Annotated in this window: 18 protein-coding genes and 1 tRNA gene; 10 read left to right on the top strand and 9 right to left on the bottom strand. The window is 62.5% G+C overall.

Features of this window, described 5'->3' with window-relative positions; all coding sequences use genetic code 11:
* Positions 1-53: 53 nt before the first annotated feature.
* Together AC1DXN_RS24670 and AC1DXN_RS24665 are read right to left on the bottom strand one after the other, a co-directional pair.
* Positions 54-209 carry a hypothetical protein gene (locus tag AC1DXN_RS24670; protein ID WP_477247426.1) on the bottom strand — a complete coding sequence of 52 codons (156 nt, stop codon included), beginning with the start codon at positions 207-209 and terminating at the stop codon, positions 54-56.
* A gap of 116 nt (positions 210-325) precedes the next feature.
* Positions 326-472, bottom strand: a complete 147-nt coding sequence (locus AC1DXN_RS24665; protein WP_477324463.1) for a hypothetical protein — start codon at positions 470-472, stop codon at positions 326-328.
* A 309-nt stretch (positions 473-781) separates the two neighbouring features.
* Here AC1DXN_RS24665 and AC1DXN_RS24660 point away from each other — a divergent pair, with 309 nt between their 5' ends.
* Complete coding sequence (locus AC1DXN_RS24660) at positions 782-1,051, top strand: hypothetical protein (protein ID WP_477269837.1); 270 nt, start codon at positions 782-784, stop codon at positions 1,049-1,051.
* A 66-nt stretch (positions 1,052-1,117) separates the two neighbouring features.
* Here AC1DXN_RS24660 and AC1DXN_RS24655 read toward each other — a convergent pair.
* The 3 genes from AC1DXN_RS24655 to phaC all read right to left on the bottom strand — a co-directional run bounded on the left by AC1DXN_RS24655 (position 1,118) and on the right by phaC (position 4,898).
* Positions 1,118-1,192, bottom strand: a tRNA-Glu gene (locus tag AC1DXN_RS24655).
* Between the two features lie 398 nt (positions 1,193-1,590).
* Positions 1,591-2,736, bottom strand: coding sequence for a YcbK family protein (locus AC1DXN_RS24650; protein WP_477269835.1), 1,146 nt, complete (start codon positions 2,734-2,736; stop codon positions 1,591-1,593).
* A 326-nt stretch (positions 2,737-3,062) separates the two neighbouring features.
* On the bottom strand, positions 3,063-4,898 hold the full coding sequence (phaC, locus tag AC1DXN_RS24645; RefSeq protein ID WP_477269833.1) for a class I poly(R)-hydroxyalkanoic acid synthase: 1,836 nt from the start codon (positions 4,896-4,898) through the stop codon (positions 3,063-3,065).
* Between the two features lie 43 nt (positions 4,899-4,941).
* Here phaC and AC1DXN_RS24640 point away from each other — a divergent pair, with 43 nt between their 5' ends.
* From AC1DXN_RS24640 to recJ, 6 genes are all read left to right on the top strand, one after another.
* Positions 4,942-5,409: a hypothetical protein gene (locus AC1DXN_RS24640; protein ID WP_477269831.1), complete on the top strand. Its 468-nt coding sequence runs from the start codon at positions 4,942-4,944 to the stop codon at positions 5,407-5,409.
* A gap of 54 nt (positions 5,410-5,463) precedes the next feature.
* On the top strand, positions 5,464-6,681 hold the full coding sequence (locus tag AC1DXN_RS24635; protein WP_477269829.1) for an LL-diaminopimelate aminotransferase: 1,218 nt from the start codon (positions 5,464-5,466) through the stop codon (positions 6,679-6,681).
* Positions 6,682-6,728: 47 nt separating this feature from the next.
* Positions 6,729-8,042 (top strand): homoserine dehydrogenase, encoded by a 1,314-nt coding sequence (locus AC1DXN_RS24630; protein WP_477269827.1) that lies wholly within the window; start codon positions 6,729-6,731, stop codon positions 8,040-8,042.
* A gap of 144 nt (positions 8,043-8,186) precedes the next feature.
* Entirely contained in the window at positions 8,187-9,170 is a 984-nt protein-coding gene (gene glpX / locus AC1DXN_RS24625; protein WP_477247410.1) for a class II fructose-bisphosphatase, read from the top strand.
* Positions 9,171-9,194: 24 nt separating this feature from the next.
* On the top strand, positions 9,195-9,479 hold the full coding sequence (locus AC1DXN_RS24620) for a DUF6434 domain-containing protein (protein WP_477269825.1): 285 nt from the start codon (positions 9,195-9,197) through the stop codon (positions 9,477-9,479).
* A 146-nt stretch (positions 9,480-9,625) separates the two neighbouring features.
* Positions 9,626-11,410 (top strand): single-stranded-DNA-specific exonuclease RecJ, encoded by a 1,785-nt coding sequence (recJ, locus tag AC1DXN_RS24615; RefSeq protein WP_477269823.1) that lies wholly within the window; start codon positions 9,626-9,628, stop codon positions 11,408-11,410.
* A 19-nt stretch (positions 11,411-11,429) separates the two neighbouring features.
* Here recJ and AC1DXN_RS24610 read toward each other — a convergent pair whose 3' ends face one another.
* The 3 genes from AC1DXN_RS24610 to folE form a co-directional block, all read right to left on the bottom strand.
* Entirely contained in the window at positions 11,430-12,401 is a 972-nt protein-coding gene (locus AC1DXN_RS24610) for a patatin family protein (protein ID WP_477247404.1), read from the bottom strand.
* Between the two features lie 84 nt (positions 12,402-12,485).
* Positions 12,486-12,944 (bottom strand): phosphoribosyl-AMP cyclohydrolase, encoded by a 459-nt coding sequence (hisI, locus tag AC1DXN_RS24605; protein WP_477270005.1) that lies wholly within the window; start codon positions 12,942-12,944, stop codon positions 12,486-12,488.
* 163 nt (positions 12,945-13,107) lie between these two features.
* A complete protein-coding gene (gene folE, locus AC1DXN_RS24600) occupies positions 13,108-13,734 on the bottom strand; it encodes a GTP cyclohydrolase I FolE (protein ID WP_455861560.1) in 627 nt (208 codons plus the stop codon).
* Between the two features lie 243 nt (positions 13,735-13,977).
* Here folE and AC1DXN_RS24595 point away from each other — a divergent pair, with 243 nt between their 5' ends.
* Complete coding sequence (locus tag AC1DXN_RS24595) at positions 13,978-14,424, top strand: iron-sulfur cluster assembly scaffold protein (protein WP_477269821.1); 447 nt, start codon at positions 13,978-13,980, stop codon at positions 14,422-14,424.
* Here AC1DXN_RS24595 and AC1DXN_RS24590 read toward each other — a convergent pair.
* Positions 14,421-15,329, bottom strand: a complete 909-nt coding sequence (locus tag AC1DXN_RS24590) for a LysR substrate-binding domain-containing protein (protein WP_477269819.1) — start codon at positions 15,327-15,329, stop codon at positions 14,421-14,423. The two genes, AC1DXN_RS24595 and AC1DXN_RS24590, sit on opposite strands and share 4 nt — an antisense overlap.
* A gap of 92 nt (positions 15,330-15,421) precedes the next feature.
* Here AC1DXN_RS24590 and AC1DXN_RS24585 point away from each other — a divergent pair, with 92 nt between their 5' ends.
* Together AC1DXN_RS24585 and yidD are read left to right on the top strand one after the other, a co-directional pair.
* A complete protein-coding gene (locus AC1DXN_RS24585) occupies positions 15,422-15,586 on the top strand; it encodes a hypothetical protein (protein WP_477269817.1) in 165 nt (54 codons plus the stop codon).
* A 90-nt stretch (positions 15,587-15,676) separates the two neighbouring features.
* Complete coding sequence (gene yidD / locus AC1DXN_RS24580; RefSeq protein ID WP_477269815.1) at positions 15,677-16,051, top strand: membrane protein insertion efficiency factor YidD; 375 nt, start codon at positions 15,677-15,679, stop codon at positions 16,049-16,051.
* Position 16,052: the final 1 nt, after the last annotated feature.

Here is a 16,052-nt window from a genome sequence, read left to right as displayed (position 1 = left end):
CCTACTCCAGCGATTGAACTGCTCGCATCGGAAATCTTCCCTCATGAGGGAAATCAGGCCGGCTGAAATTTCCCGATAGCGTCTTTGCGCATCCTCAACACCAGCAGGCGCGTCGCTGCGAACGGTGCCATGACGAGAAACGCCATCGTGATGCTGGCGAAGAGCGACAACAGACAGATGTCATTTTGGACGTAGCAAACAGATTCCATGACGTACCCCTTTCCACCATTGTCCTGGTGGCCTCCTCACGCCGTGGGGCAGAGCATGATCCTGCTCTTTTCCAAAAGCAAGCGATTGCTAATATAGTTCTGCCGCCGGCTTGGACTCATTGAGGGGATAGGAAGGAAACGGGTTTCGGCGACCGCAATTCCTGGGCCATTTTTGCTGCCTGGAAGATCGTCATCAAAACCAGGATCGGCTCACCCTCGGTCGGGTTGATCGTCAGCACCACACGGCCGATCTCGTCGCTCATTCCGCAAGTCCAGTCTTTGACTGCGATCACTTTTTTCCCGGCCATGTGCCCCCCTTCTCCCCAGGGACAGAGTGCTTCCATTCAACGATTGAGTCCATACGGCAGACGCTGCTGAACCGGCGGTGATCATGATCCGGGCCAGCAACCGGCAGTCCACGACCAAGGGTGATTGGCTGCTTTGGCTCATCCGCAGAACCGCTTGCGCACCTAAGCTGCTTGCGTCAGGCTGCCTGGATGAAACAAATGTCCTCACCCTTGGCTCTTGCCCTTTTCGTCTCCGCGTGCGTGCTGGCGCAGGCGGCACCTTCGTTGGCCAAGGACAAGACGATCACGGGCAGAATTCGCGGCTTCGAATGTGGCGACAACTGCTATCTGACGATCATCGACAACAAGAAGGCCGAGCAAGTCGGCCTCTGTGTCGCGCCTCAATGCAAGCCCTGGAACGAGCAGGTGGCGATGCCGCGCCGCTACAAGGGAAAGCGGGTCACTGTCACCGTCGGGAAAGCACAGCAATTCGACGACAGCGGCAATGTCATGGGGGAAATGATGTCTTTCAAGAAAATCGAATTTCTTGACTGAGCGCAGTCTATCGCCGAGCGCGACAACGTCGGCGATGTGGCCGTGCGACGGATTCAGTGATTTTTCTGGTACGCCCAAGGGGAATCGAACCCCTGTTACCGCCGTGAAAGGGCGGTGTCCTAACCGCTAGACGATGGGCGCGCTCAGACGAAGCGGCTTATAATTGCGTTGTTGGCAACCGGCAACCCATCAGCTCCAACATCCGCAACTTTTTTCGAAAAGGGGCAAGAGCCGCCCCTTCGGTAAGCTAGGCACAGTTTTCTGGTCTAGCTTGATCGCACATCTTTGGAGATCAGCTGAACGCCCCCTCGCATTCGTCATTCTGGGGCGGAGCAAGGAGCGAAGCGACGCGGCGCAGACCCCGGAATCCATGCCGTGACTTCGAGGCGTTGCAACGGTGCAGAATTCTGTTCCGTTGCGCTCTCCGGCTGAGGTTCCGGCATGGATCCTTGGGTCTGCGCTCCGCTTCGCGTCGCTACGCCCAAGGATGACGAAGTCGGGGAGGCCTCGGCTTATGTCGAGGAAACTAGCCGTCGCTACTAGCTGCGCCGGCGGCAGCGCCAATTCCAGTCGCGCTCGGGGCCGACATCGACGTGGACGGATTCGGTGTGGCAGTAGGTGCCGACGCCGCCGCGGCCGGGCATGGTGCGCAGATAGCTCGCCAGTTCCCACTTCGAGACGCCGGGAACCTGGATGTCGGCTGCGGCGCAATACATGTGCAGCGAATTCTTGGCGCCGTTGGCGCGGCGGTTGCGGGCCGGATCGCGATAGCCTGATGTCACGATCATCTTGCGGCCGTAATGGCCTTCGATGGTCTTCAGCACGCGCACCAGCGATGGCTTCAGGCAAGCGACGTCGACGCTCTCGTTCTGCTTCAGGAGGCCGTTGGGCGCCAGCCGCGCGAGGCCGGCGGCGGATGCCACCTGATAGGCGCCGCCCGAGCCTTCATCCTCGTTCAGGTCGACGTCGCTCTCGTCGTCGAGGCCGGATTTGCGCTTGATCTCGAACAAAGCCGTCTGGCGCACGCCGGGCAAGGCATCGCTACCGGTGATGTGGCCGGTCTCGTCACCGATCGAAGCCAGTTGCACCGGCTTGTCGGCCGAACTGGCGGAGGCCAGCGTGATGATCGGCTTTGCCGGTGCCGCATTGGCTTGAGCAACCACAGCGGGCTGCTCGCCGGAGCGCGTGTTGACCAGCGGCGAGGGCGCGGCCGAGGCAGGCGTGGTGCTGAACAGCGATGCGAGGAAGCCTTTCTTCGGCGCATTGATCTGCGCCTGTGGCGGCTCGCCAGCGGTTACATAGACAGGGTTGTTCATCGCCGGGGCGGCGTTGGCGTCCGACTTTGGCGCAATGGCGCTGGCATTGGCGGCAGCGATCTTCTGCGCCACCGCGTCGGTCTCTTCGGCGGTCTGCGCCGGCTGCACCAGCGGCTGCGGCGTTTGGCCGGCGATGGTGTCGGCACCGGCAGGCACGTTGATGGGGAAGGCCGCTCCGGGCTTGGTCACCGGCACATAGGCGACCTTTTCAGGCAAAGGTGTGTCTCCCTCGCTCATCACGGTCGATGCCGCCTCCGACGAGGCTGACGTCACCTGCACGGACGAATCAGTTGCTATTGCCGGCGCCGCGGTGGAGGCCGCTTTCATGTCAGCCGAGGTGGCGTTGTAGCCGGGCATGCCGACAGACATTGTGGGGTCGCCGGCAGAGGTGCAGGAGGCCAGGAGCACGGAGAAAAGCGCTGCCGCAATGCTACGGCTTTCCCTTCGTGCGAGACGCCAACCTGCTGATTTCAAAACAAAATTCCCCCTCGGTGACCGGCCGGTAGGTTGTTGGCCCGGCGTCTAGACGCCTCGTCCCAATAACCCATGTTCCCAAACCGGAAACGAGACCTGTGTCAAATCTGCAAGCCTTCAACTTATTCGGTGGCTAGAGGCGAATTGAGGCCGCTTGATGGTTGACGCCACCATTTCGCCCTCTTTTACCGGCCCGTCAACTCACCAGACGTTACAGTCCGTTACACACGCACCTTGACGTAGGTTCCCGGCGCATCGCCCAAGGTTTTCATATGCTTGCCGGGTTTACGGGCAGGCACGCGTGTGTCGTCCTGGGTCTCGATCCAGTGCTGCCAGTGCGTCCACCAGGAGCCGGGGTGCTCCACCGCGTTGGCAAACCACTGGGCAAAATCGCCCACCGGTTTGCCGCCGGTCCAGTACTGGTATTTCTTGGCTGCCGGCGGGTTGACGACGCCGGCAATATGGCCCGAACCGGCCATCACATATTCGACGTCGCCGCCGAAATACTTCGAGCCGAGAAACACTGAAAGCGCCGGTGCGATGTGATCTTCCTTCGACGCCAGGTTGTAAACCGGGATGGTTACGTCGGCGAGCGAGACAACATGGCCTGCCAGTTCCATCACGCCGCGCGTCAGATTGTTCTCGAGATAGCAGTTGCGCAGGTAGAAGGAATGGTTGGCCGCCGCCATGCGGGTGGAATCGGCGTTCCAGTAGAGCAGGTCGAAGGGCAGGGGATCCTTGCCGCGCATGTAGTTGTTGATGACATAGGGCCAGATCAGGTCGCCCGAGCGCAGCATGTTGAAGGCGGTCGCCATCTTGGTGCCGTCGAGATAACCCTTTTCGTTCATCGATTTCTCGACAGCCGCCACCTGGTCTTCGTCGACGAACACTTTCAGGTCGCCGGCATGGGTGAAGTCGACCTGCGTGGTGAAGAAGGTCGCCGATTTGATGCGGTTGTCTCCCTCCTGCGCCAGCAGTGCGAGTGCGGCCGCCAGAAGCGTGCCGCCGACACAATAGCCGATGGCGTTCACGTCCTTCTCGCCGGTAGCCTTCTCGACCATGTCGAGGCCGTATTGAAGGCCCTCGCGGATATAGGCCTCCCAGCCTTTGGCGCCGTGGCGCTCATCGGGATTGATCCAGGAAATGACGAAGACTGTATGGCCCTGCTCGATTGCCCAGCGGATGAAGGATTTCTGCGGGTTGAGATCGAGGATGTAGTATTTGTTGATCCACGGCGGGCAGATCAGCAGCGGACGCTTGAGCACGGTTTCGGTCGTCGGATCATACTGGATGATCTCGGCGACATCGCTGCGGCCGACCACCTTGCCGGGCGACGTCGCGACGTTCTTGCCGATCTCGAAGGGCGAGTAGTCGGCCTGCCGCAGCTTGAGGTCACCCTTGCCGGCGGCGATGTCCTCGGCCAGCATCTTCATGCCGCGCACCAGGTTTTCGCCGTTCGAGGCGACCGTTTCGCGAAACAGCTCCGGATTGGTCAGGATGAAGTTCGACGGCGAGATGGCGTTGGACACCTGCTTGACGTAGAAGCTGGCCTTGTGGCGGGTGTGCTCGTCGAGGCCTTCTGCGTGCTCGACCAGGTCGGCCGCCCAGCGCGAGGTGACGAGATAGGCCTGCTTGAGGAAATCGAAGAAAGCGTTGCGGCCCCATTCCGGGTCCTGGAAGCGCTTGTCGCCGCGTTCGGGCTTGACCGCATCGTCCGGCGCTTCGGCATTCGGGCTGACGCGCTGGATTGCGTTTCCCCAGACGGTCATGTAGCCGCCGAAAAGCCGCGTCTGCGCTTCCAGCGCGCGCTGCGGATCGGCAAGCCAGTATTCGCTGAGCTTGGAGAAGGTTTTGACCATGTCGACGACGGGCTCGGCGACGTGGTCGCGCACCTCACCTTTTTCGCGCGGCTCGGCCCAGGCGGAGGCCGCTTTTCCCGCCTGTTCGATCATGCGCGCCATGTTCAGGGCGAAGCGTTCCGGGTCCTTCACCAGATATTGCTCGACGGTCGAGGGTCCGCCATCTTCCGCTTTGCCCGAATCGGGTGTTTTGGACATGGTTCGCGGGGTTCCTCCCGGGGCGTTTTCTTGACATATTAACATGGGACATCTGACCGGGTCCAACATGCTCTACCCCGGCTGCCAGGAAAACAATATGACGATTAATATTGGCGAGACTGTTTTTTCGCGGACCGGTTGTTTTTGCCGCATCGCTGCCGCGGTGATGCTGGTGACCACAGGTGGAGCCTTGCTGGTCGCCGGTGGCTGCGCCAGCAGCGACACAGGCAGCGCGACAACGGTCGCCGGCGTTGACGGCCCGAAGGACACCGGCTCCTATCCGAATTTGAACATCCCGCCGCAGGTGGCGGCGCAGCAACTCACCCCTGAAGAGCGCAACGCCAAGCTCGCCCAACTGAAGGCCAGCCAGCAGGCGCAATTGGGCAAGGGCGGCAAGGTCCAGGGCACGAGCCCGGCGGCGCTGAACTCGCTGGCGAAGAATCACGGCGACGAAACGCTGAAGCAGATCGAAGCCAAATGCGACCCCGCCCTCGACCCTACCTGCAAATAGGGTTATATCGCGCGCCGAAACTACCTTTCGCCCCGTTAATCGTCTGGAACTGACATGGAAGAATTTCACAAGGTCCGCCGGCTTCCGCCCTACGTCTTCGAGCAGGTCAATCGGCTGAAGGCCAGCGCCCGCTCGCGCGGCGCCGACATCATCGACCTTGGCATGGGCAATCCGGACCTGCCGACGCCAAAAGCCATCGTCGACAAATTGTGCGAGGTGGTTCGCGATCCACGCACGCACCGCTATTCGTCGTCGCGCGGCATTCCGGGGCTGCGTCGCGCCCAGGCCAATTACTATGCCCGCCGCTTCGGCGTGAAGCTCAATCCCGACACGCAAGTTGTGGCGACGCTGGGTTCGAAGGAAGGCTTTGCCAACATGGCGCAGGCGATCACCGCGCCGGGCGACGTGATCCTGTGCCCCAACCCGACCTATCCGATCCACGCCTTCGGCTTCATCATGTCGGGGGGCGTCATCCGCTCGCTGCAGGTCGAACCGGATGACGGCTTCATCCCGGCGCTGGAACGCGGCGTTCGCCATTCGATCCCCAAGCCTTTGGCGCTGATCCTCAACTATCCGTCGAACCCGACGGCGCTGGTTGCCTCGCTCGATTTCTACAAGGATGTGGTCGCCTTCGCCAAGAAGAACGACATCATCATCCTGTCGGACCTTGCCTATTCGGAAATCTACTTCGACGGCAATCCGCCGCCCTCGGTGCTGCAGGTGCCGGGCGCCATCGACGTCTGCGTCGAGTTCACCTCGATGTCGAAGACTTTTTCCATGCCCGGCTGGCGCATGGGCTTTGCCGTTGGCAATGAGCGGCTGATCTCGGCACTGACGCGGGTCAAATCCTATCTTGACTACGGCGCGTTCACGCCGATCCAGGTGGCGGCCGCGCACGCGCTCAATGGCGATGGCGCCGATATCGCCGAGGTGCGCGACATCTATCACAAGCGCCGCGACGTGATGGTCGATGCCTTTGGCCGCGCCGGCTGGACCATTCCGGCACCGGCGGCGTCAATGTTTGCCTGGGCGCCGATCCCGGAGCCGTTCAAGCATCTCGGTTCGCTGGAGTTCTCCAAGCTTCTGATCGAGCACGCCGACGTGGCGGTGGCGCCGGGCGTGGGCTTCGGCGAGCATGGCGACGACCATGTGCGCATCGCGCTGGTCGAGAACGAGCACCGGATCCGGCAGGCGGCGCGCAACATCAAGCGCTTCCTGGCGTCCAGCGCCAAGCAGCCCAACAATGTTGTGCCGCTCGCCGCGCATCGTTGAGTTGGCTGATATCACATCGACAGAATTTTTGAGGGGCGTCGCCGGACATGGCTGAAGCGTTGCGTGTTGGAATTGCCGGTCTCGGCACCGTTGGCGCCTCGGTGGCGCGCGTGCTGCGCGACAAGGCGGCGGAGTTGACCCGCCAGTGCGGACGCGATGTGGTCGTCACCGCCGTTTCGGCCCGCGATGCGAAGCGCGACCGCGGCGTCGATCTCAGCGCGGCCAAGTGGTTTGACGATCCGATCAAGATGGCGCAGACCGCCGACATCGACGTCTTCGTCGAACTGATCGGCGGCGACGAGGGGCCGGCGCGATCGGCGGTGAAGGCGGCACTTGAAGCCGGCCGCCATGTCGTCACCGCCAACAAGGCGCTGCTCGCCAAGCATGGCGTGGCACTGGCCGAGATCGCCGAAAAGAAGGGCGTGCTGCTCAACTACGAAGCGGCGGTTGCCGGCGGCATCCCGGTTATCAAGACGATGCGCGAGGCGATGGCCGGCAATTCGGTCACCCGCGTGTTCGGCATCCTCAACGGCACCTGCAACTACATCCTGACCCGCATGGAGGCTGAAGGCATCTCGTTCGACGCCTGCCTGAAGGACGCACAGCGGCTGGGCTATGCGGAAGCCGATCCGACCTTCGACATCGAGGGCCACGACACCGCGCACAAGCTGTCGATCCTGACCAGCCTGGCCTTCGGCACCAGGATCGCCGCCAATGACATCTACATGGAAGGCATCTCCAACATCAGCCAGGCCGATATTCGAGCGGCTGCCGATCTCGGCTACCGGATCAAGTTGTTGGGCGTCGCCCAGCGCACCGAAAGCGGCATCGAACAGCGCGTGCACCCGACCATGGTGCCGACAGCGTCTGTCATTGCGCAGGTGCATGGCGTCACCAATGCTGTCGCCATCGAAACCGACATTCTGGGCGAACTGCTGCTCTCGGGTCCCGGCGCTGGCGGCAACGCCACCGCGTCGGCGGTGGTCGGCGACATCGCCGACATTGCCAAGAGCCGTCCGGGCTTTCAGCACGGTCCGGTGTTCGGCCTGCCGGCCAAGGAATTGCGCCCATACAAAAAGGCGCAGATGCGCAGCCATGCCGGAGGCTATTTCATCCGGCTGACCGTGCATGACCGCATCGGCGTTTTTGCGGCGATCGCCAAGCGCATGGCCGACAACGACATTTCGCTGGAATCGATCGTTCAGCACGCCGTCAACGGCGAGACGGATGCGCAAAAGACGGTGATCCTGGTCACCCATGAGACCACGGAAGCTGCGGTGCGCAAGGCTGTCGACGGCATCACCAAGGACGGTCATTTGACCGACAAGCCGCAGGTCATCCGCATCGAGCGGGCCGGGTAAAACCAGTCATCTCTCCCTTTTAATCGATTGATATTGCAGCGCTTTCAAAAAACGCCTTGCGCAAGTCTTGCTGTTGTCATGGAGCTTTGACACAAGAAGCGCGCCTCTGGCGGGAGGCGGTGTGCCAACCAGGATCTTCCCCCGATGAATGTGGCCCAGAACATTGTCGCCGGTCTTGACCGGATCCTCACCATGGAACTGGTGCGGGTCACCGAACGCGCCGCGGTCGCGGCCGCCAGATTGCGTGGACGCGGCGACGAAAAGGCCGCCGACCAGGCCGCCGTCGATGCCATGCGCCAGGAGCTCAACCGGCTCGCCATCAAGGGCACGGTGGTAATCGGCGAGGGCGAGCGCGACGAAGCGCCGATGCTCTATATCGGCGAAGAGGTCGGCAGCGGCATCGGTCCGTCGGTCGATATCGCGCTCGATCCGCTCGAAGGCACGACGATCTGCGCCAAGAACCTGCCCAATGCGCTGGCCGTCATCGCCATTGCCGAGAAGGGCAGCCTGCTGTTTGCGCCCGACGTCTATATGGAAAAGATCGCCATCGGTCCGGGCTATGCCGATGGCGTCATCGACATCGACGCCTCGCCGACTGAGAACATCGCCAACCTGGCCAAGGCCAAGGGCGTTGCGGTCTCTGAGATCACCGCCTGCATCCTCGACCGGCCGCGCCACGGCAGGCTGATCGAAGCGGTGCGGGCGACGGGTGCAGCGATCCGGCTGATCGGCGACGGCGATGTCGCCGGCGTCATCCACACCACCGATCCCGAGGAGACCGGCATCGATATCTATCTCGGCACTGGCGGCGCACCGGAAGGCGTGCTGGCGGCAGCAGCCTTGCGCTGCACCGGCGGCCAGATGCAGGGCCGCCTGATCCTCGACACGCCGGAGAAGCTGGCGCGCGCGGCAAAGATGGGCATCACCGATCCGAAGCGGGTCTACCGGGCCCAAGACATGGCGCGCGGCGACGTGCTGTTTGCGGCGACCGGGGTCACCGACGGCAATCTGCTCAACGGCGTCAGGTTCGGCCGCGATACCATCACCACCCACACCATCGTGCTGCGCTCGTCATCGCGCACCGTGCGCGAGATCAAGGCGCGGCACCAGGATCTGGATAAGTTCTAGCCGCTCCCAGCAAGCTGTTGGTTCTTGCGCAGCAACAGTGCAGTTGCTAGCCCTGTGGCTGCATCCGGCCGCAAGGACATGAAGATGAAATCGTTCGACTGGCACGCGGCTGCGATTTCGCGCACGACCGCCATCACAAAATCCTATCGCAACACCCAGAACGTGCGGCGCTTTTTCATCAAGGAGTGCGGCGGTGCGTTCAAATTCGATCGACCTTTCATGGCCTGGCTTAGGGATGGCGCGGAAAAGACGATGGGCGACGCAGCCGACGAATGGTTGCGGCGCGAAGCTGAAAAGCGGAAAGCGTAGTTTTTCTTGAAATCTTCCGGGAAGGCGCATCACCGCGAACCGCTTGGCTTTGCCTGCCTCAGGATGCATGTCGTTGTCCGCAAAACCGCTGCACGCTTTTGGGCGACATGCACTATCGTGCGGCCACACACGGGCTGGCAGATCGCATGACCGGCGAAAAACGCCTCTTCCTCAATGTGAGGCAGTCGGCGACAGGTGTTTCCTGGGAACACCGGCTGACCGAACGGCAGGACATGGCGGCGCTGGCCATCGCGCAAGGCCATGGTGTTCCCGACATCGTCGCGCGCGTGCTTGCCGGGCGCGGCGTGACCGCCGCCGAGACGGAACGCTTCCTCGATCCGACGATCCGCGATCTGTTGCCGAACCCGGCCTCGCTGACCGATATGGACAAGGCAGCGGCCCGTATCGCCCAGGCGATCGTGACCAGGGAAAAGGTGGCGATCTTCGGCGACTACGATGTCGACGGCGCGGCCTCGTCGGCATTGCTCAAGCGGTTCCTCAGCCATTTCTCGGTGCCTTCGGAAATCTACATTCCGGACCGGATTTTCGAAGGCTACGGTCCCAATCCGGAAGCCATGCGCGAGCTCGTCTCGCGCGGCGCAACGCTGATCGTCACCGTCGACTGCGGCACCAACAGCGCCGTTTCCATCGATGCGGCAAAAGTGGCCGGCGCCGATGTCGTGGTGCTCGACCATCACCAGGTCGGCGGCCCGCTGCCGGAGGCGGTCGCCGTCGTCAATCCCAATCGCCAGGACGACCTTTCAGGCCAGGGCCATCTTTGCGCCGCCGGCGTCGTCTTCCTCACTCTGGTGCAGACGGCCAAGGTTCTGCGCAGCCGCTTGCCGGATGCAGCGCCGCCGGACCTGCTTTCGCTGCTCGATCTGGCGGCGCTGGCCACCGTTTGCGACGTGGTGCCGCTGACCGGGGTCAACCGCGCCTTCGTGGTCAAGGGACTGCAGATGGCGCGCCAGCAGAAGAACGAAGGGCTGGCCGCACTGGCGCGGGTGTCGCGCATCGGCGAGCCGATCAGCACGTTTCATCTGGCCTATCTGATCGGCCCGCGCATCAATGCCGGCGGCCGCATCGGCGATGCCGCACTCGGCAGCCGGTTGCTGGCCACCGACGATCCTGTCGAAGCCCGCACCATCGCCGAGACGCTCGACCGACTCAATCAGGAGCGGCAGCAGATGGAACTGGAGATGCTGGCGCAAGCGCGCGCCGAGGCCGACGCCGAGCTTGCCGGCGGCAATGGCCCGGCCATCGTCGTCACCGCCAGCACCACCTGGCACCCGGGCATCGTCGGCCTGCTTGCCTCGCGGCTCAAGGACCATGCCCGCCGGCCTGCCTTCGCCATCGCCTTCAACCCCAATGGCATCGGCACCGGATCAGGGCGTTCGGTGTCCGGCTTTGACCTAGGCCGATTGGTGCGCGAGGCGGCCGATGCCGGGCTGATCGTCAAGGGCGGCGGTCATGCCATGGCGGCCGGCCTCACCGTCGAGCGGGCAAAGTTGGGTGTGCTGAGGGCCTTCTTCGAGGAACGCGCTGCCGCCGACGTGTTCCGGCTGCAGGGCGAGGAAAGCCTGGCGATCGACGGCGCGCTCGCCGCTGAAGGCGCAACACTCGGCCTGCTTGATGCACTGGAAAAGGCTGGCCCGTTCGGCGCCGGCCATGTCGCGCCGGTGTTTGCGCTGCCGCGCCACCGGCTGGCCGACGCGCGGCCGGTCGGCACCAATCACATCCGCGTCGAGCTGCAATCGGAAAGCGGCGGCCGCATCCAGGCGATCGCCTTTCGCGCCGTCGATACGGCACTCGGCGAATTCCTGTTCAAGAACAGGGGCAAGACTGTGCATGTCGCCGGGTCGCTGTCGGGCAACTACTGGAACGGCAACCGCACGGTGCAGTTTCGCATCACCGACGCGGCAACTGCCTGAGTGCCGCCCCCGCGATTGGTCAGGCCAGAACTGTCTGCAACCGGGTCAGTTCGCCGACCTGCGCCATCGTTGCCTGATAGCCGATGCTGATCGCTTCTTCGGCGCGGTGGAATTCGGTCAGGCCGATATGGCTGAGCTTCGGCTGCAGCGACATGTCAGGGGGGTCGCCAGCCAGGCGCGCGCGCGAAATGCGGTCCTGGATGATGTTGAAGGCTTCGACCATGACGCCGGTGATGCCGAGCCGTGCTTCACGCGACTGACGCTCGGCGTCGACCTGGCCGGGTCTTGGCGCATCCCTTTCGATAACCAGTTCGCCGGCGCTGTGCTTGATGACAGCGGCGCGACCGAACAGATCGTAGTGAAGGTTGACGGCGACAACGAGCGGCTGTTCGTGGGCGCGACAGACCGAGACCGGCACCGGATTGACCAGCGCGCCGTCGACCAGCACGCGACCGTTGCAGGTCACCGGCTCGAACACGCCCGGCAGCGCATAGGAAGCGCGCATGGCAGTGATCAGCGAGCCATTGGACAGCCAGATCTCATGGCCGGTGCGGATTTCGGAGGCGACGCAGACGAACGGTTTCGACAGGTCTTCAAAGCGAATGCCGGCCACATGTTCGCGCAGCCGCGCGTCGAGCTTCATGCCGCCGAATAGGCCGTTGCCGCGCAAATTGAGATCGAGAAGGCCAAAGATGCGGCGCTTGGTCAGGCTCCTGGCGAATTCTTCCAGCTCGTCGAGCTTCCCGGCGAGGTAGCAGCCGCCGACCAGCGCGCCGATCGAGGTGCCGGCGATCATCGACACTTCGATGCCGGCTTCGTCGAGCGCGCGCAGCACGCCGATATGGGCCCAGCCGCGGGCGCAGCCGCCGCCCAGGGCCAGCGAAATCCCGGTTTTCTTCGCAGGTTTTGCCTCGGACGCGCCGCCTGACGAAGAGAGGCCGTTGGCTTCCCGAACGTCTGGTCTGTTGCGCAATGACGCCCACTCGAGCATCACAATCTCCCTTGTCCCAGGTCCTTTGTAGTGGAAGGACGTTTTAGAATAGTGAACATGGGTGATCCCAGACTGTCGAATGGTTCACAAAGGCTTCCGATACGTCTTTTCCGCATCGAACAGCGGTTTGCTGCCGTCGTCGGCAAGCGTCCCCTTGCCGTCGATCAGCCCCACCGTCCGATAGAAGCATGAACGACGGCCGGTATGACAGGTTGCGTCGTGGCCCAACACTTTAACGCGAAGCCATAGGGCGTCCTGGTCGCAGTCGGTGCGCATCTCGACAACGTTTTGGAAATTGCCCGAGGTTTCGCCCTTCTTCCACAGCGCGTTGCGCGAGCGCGACCAGTAATGGGCAATGCCTGTTTCCAGCGTCAGCGCCAGCGCTTCTGCATTCATGTGCGCCACCATCAGCAGCATGCCGTCCTCGGCATCGGTGACGACCACGGTGACGAGACCGGCCGCATCGAAGCGCGGCGAAAGGACGACGCCTTCCTCCAGCGCTTTCTTGTCTGCCGAAGCTTCGGGAAATTGCAGTGCCGACATTACCGGTCCTTGTCCGATCCAAAGATATTCAGGGGAGGCCGGGCCCGCAAAATGGCTGCATCCTGCGCTTCCGGTGCTCACGTATTCAAATACGCTCAGCTCCGGACCACGGAAACCACCATTTTCGACTAAGCCTACGCCTTTGGCAGGTGTCGGCAGACGGTTAGCCGCGCACCATGGTGACGAAGCGGACCTGCTCCTCGGGGGTGTCCTTGAAGACGCCGGTGAAGGTCGAGGTCAGCGTGGTGGAACCCTGCTTGCGGATACCGCGCATGGCCATGCACATATGCTCAGCCTCGATCATAACGGCAACGCCGCGCGGGTTGAGCACGTCCTGGATGACGCCGGCGATCTGCGCCGTCATCGCTTCCTGGGTCTGCAGGCGATGGGCAAAGATGTCGACGACGCGCGCGATCTTGGACAGGCCGACCACCTTGCCGTCGGGGAGATAGCCGACATGCGCCTTGCCGATGATCGGCACCATGTGGTGCTCGCAGTGCGAGTGGAACTTGATGTCCTTGACGATGACCAGATCGTCATAGCCGGCGACTTCCTCGAAGGTGCGGCCGAGCTCCTCGGCGGGGCACATGTCGTAGCCGTTGAACATTTCGAGGAATGCCTTGGTGACGCGCTTCGGCGTGTCGATCAGGCCCTCGCGCTCCGGATTGTCGCCGGTCCAGCGCAGCAGCACACGCACGGCTGCCTCGACCTCGGCCTCGCTCGGCCTGTCGGTGACCGGCTTCTCCAGATAGTCGGAGGGGGGCATGATCTTCTTGATGACGGCATCCATTAAAGGCGTCTCCCGTAGTTCCTCTCTCAGGAGGAACGAGTTGAACGGACCACGACCTTTCGGGTGTTGGAAACCCGCCCGGTTTCCAGCCCGCAAGCGGCGTGAACTGAATTGAGCAAAGACAAGGGCTTGTGATTGTCTTGTCGATGCCCGGCTGCCACCATTATATATGGTCGTGCCGAGCGAATGAAAGCCACATCAGCGGCAATCGCTGTTCGCTGGGCGGCGACGGATTGGAAAATTATGATTGACGACGTCTACAATGCGAAAATTCTGGGTTTTGCCGGAAACATCGCGCGCATCGGTCGGCTCGATCATCCGGATGCGACAGCAAAGGCGCATTCCAAACTGTGCGGCTCGACCGTGACGATCGACCTGAAGATGGATGATGGCGTCGTCACCGATTTCGCCCATGATGTGAAGGCCTGTGCGCTTGGCCAGGCGTCATCCTCGATCATGGCGCAACATGTCGTTGGCGCCAGTGCCGACGAATTGCGCGCTGTGCGCGACACGATGCTGAAGATGCTGAAGGAAAATGGCGCACCGCCGGAAGGCCGCTTCGCCGACCTGAAGTACCTGGAGCCGGTGCGCGACTACAAGGCGCGCCATGCCTCGACCATGCTGACCTTCGACGCCGTGGTCGACGCCATCGGCCAGATCGAGAAGAAGCGCGCCGAAGAGGCTGCTTAGGATTCGCTTGTCTCCGGGCCGGCCTTCAGTTCTTCGACAAGCCAATCTGAAAAGACTTTTGCTGCCCAGCTGAGATGCTGGAAGTCAGGCGCAACCAGCCAGTACGCGCCAAATGGCACGTCCATCTTGAAAGGACGCACGAGGAGACCGGCCCGGAGGTCGGCGCCGTTCAATATGCGATCGCCCAAGGCGACGCCATGCCCGAGCTTCGCCGCCTGCATGGCAAGCGCCGCATCGGTAAACAACGGCCCTCTCTGCTGTGCGAGGTCCGGAAGGTCCATCGCCTGAAACCATCTCGCCCAGCCATCACGATTGTAGTCATGCAGCAGCGTATGGTGCTGCAGGTCGGCAGGCGTTGCCAGCGGAGCCCCTGATGCGAGCAGGCTGGATGCCAGGACTGGCGTCACCCGCACGTCAACGAGATGCCTTGCTTGCGTGCGTGGCCAGGAGCGGGCACTGGCTCCGTAGCGAATTGCAAGCTCTGCTTCGTTGCCGCGAAACTCTACCAGTCGAGAATCTGCATCGACCGAAATGTCGATCTGAGGATAGTTTTCCCGGAACGAATTGAGACGCTGTATCAGGAACTCGCCTGCAAAGGATGGCTCGACACTGACCCGCAACGGGCTCTGTGCAGGCTTGCTGACGATCTGCGATAGTCGACGGTCGATATCGTCGAAGCTTGTGGTCAACTGACTGAGCAGGGTTTGCCCCGTTTCGGTCAATTCAACTTTGCGATGAAGCCGCTCGAACAGCGGCTTGCCGATCAGGGCCTCCAGCTCCCTGATTTGACGGCTGATTGCCGCTTGCGAAACGAAAAGCTCTTCCGCAGCGCGGCTGAAACTCAGCTGTCGCCCGGCGGCTTCGAAGCTTCTCAACGCTGTCAGCGGAAGGCGGCCGCGCTTCATTCGCATAATCTCAAGTTATCCAAGCTCGAAATTATACTCGTTTGAAGGCGAAGGCCAGTGGCGGTCTAATCGGCGTCAAAGGAGACACGACCATGATCCAGTTCCTGGAAATTTTTGGCGATGTCATGCGGATCGCAACGTTTCAGTGGTATGGCGAGAGGCCGCAGCACGCCACGCGCCGCGAGGAAAGACCGGCCAGCGCGGCTCGCTGGTCGCCTTCGGAGGACCGGTATCCTTTTCGCCGCTCAAGACCCTGAGACGGCCAACAAAGCGGTGAGTGGAAAGGGATTGCGTTCTGCGGCCGAAGTCCACATCTATCCACGGAGAAACGCGATGCGGAGACTGCGGTGCGCGACCAAGATCGGCATGCGCATGAGACCAGGCCACTGCACCGTGGGCGCAACTGGCCTGGCCCCTGGCGCAAGACTCCCGGCCGCATCCTCGGCACGTCGTTTGTCCGGCTTTACCAGCTGACGCTGTCGGGTTTTGTCGGCAATTCCTGCCGGCATCTGCCGACCTGTTCGGAATATGCGCATGAGGCAATTGCCCGCCACGGGCTGTGGGCCGGCGGCTGGATGGGGCTTTTCCGCGTGCTGCGCTGCGGACCCTTCGGCACGCACGGCATCGACCGTGTCCCCGAGGCGCTGGCCGACCGCTATGTCTGGTTCACGCCGTGGCGGTATTGGCGGATCGGAAAGAAGCGCGGCGAGGCGCAAGGCTGAT

It is taken from the genome of Mesorhizobium sp. P2_H9 (genome assembly GCF_056403215.1).
Note: the sequence above shows the minus strand (reverse complement) of the source record. Positions and strands in the feature narration are given on the sequence as shown.

Coding starts and splice junctions, on each gene's coding strand:
- AC1DXN_RS24630 (WP_477269827.1), top strand. CDS start 6,729: ATGGCTGAAGCGTTGCGTGTTGGAATTGCCGGTCTCGGCACCGTTGGC.
- recJ (WP_477269823.1), top strand. CDS start 9,626: ATGACCGGCGAAAAACGCCTCTTCCTCAATGTGAGGCAGTCGGCGACA.
- glpX (WP_477247410.1), top strand. CDS start 8,187: ATGAATGTGGCCCAGAACATTGTCGCCGGTCTTGACCGGATCCTCACC.
- AC1DXN_RS24585 (WP_477269817.1), top strand. CDS start 15,422: ATGATCCAGTTCCTGGAAATTTTTGGCGATGTCATGCGGATCGCAACG.
- AC1DXN_RS24640 (WP_477269831.1), top strand. CDS start 4,942: ATGGGACATCTGACCGGGTCCAACATGCTCTACCCCGGCTGCCAGGAA.
- folE (WP_455861560.1), bottom strand. CDS start 13,734: ATGGATGCCGTCATCAAGAAGATCATGCCCCCCTCCGACTATCTGGAG.
- AC1DXN_RS24650 (WP_477269835.1), bottom strand. CDS start 2,736: ATGTCTGTCGGCATGCCCGGCTACAACGCCACCTCGGCTGACATGAAA.
- AC1DXN_RS24670 (WP_477247426.1), bottom strand. CDS start 209: ATGGAATCTGTTTGCTACGTCCAAAATGACATCTGTCTGTTGTCGCTC.
- AC1DXN_RS24665 (WP_477324463.1), bottom strand. CDS start 472: ATGAGCGACGAGATCGGCCGTGTGGTGCTGACGATCAACCCGACCGAG.
- AC1DXN_RS24595 (WP_477269821.1), top strand. CDS start 13,978: ATGATTGACGACGTCTACAATGCGAAAATTCTGGGTTTTGCCGGAAAC.
- AC1DXN_RS24610 (WP_477247404.1), bottom strand. CDS start 12,401: ATGCTCGAGTGGGCGTCATTGCGCAACAGACCAGACGTTCGGGAAGCC.
- AC1DXN_RS24590 (WP_477269819.1), bottom strand. CDS start 15,329: ATGAAGCGCGGCCGCCTTCCGCTGACAGCGTTGAGAAGCTTCGAAGCC.
- phaC (WP_477269833.1), bottom strand. CDS start 4,898: ATGTCCAAAACACCCGATTCGGGCAAAGCGGAAGATGGCGGACCCTCG.
- hisI (WP_477270005.1), bottom strand. CDS start 12,944: ATGTCGGCACTGCAATTTCCCGAAGCTTCGGCAGACAAGAAAGCGCTG.
- AC1DXN_RS24635 (WP_477269829.1), top strand. CDS start 5,464: ATGGAAGAATTTCACAAGGTCCGCCGGCTTCCGCCCTACGTCTTCGAG.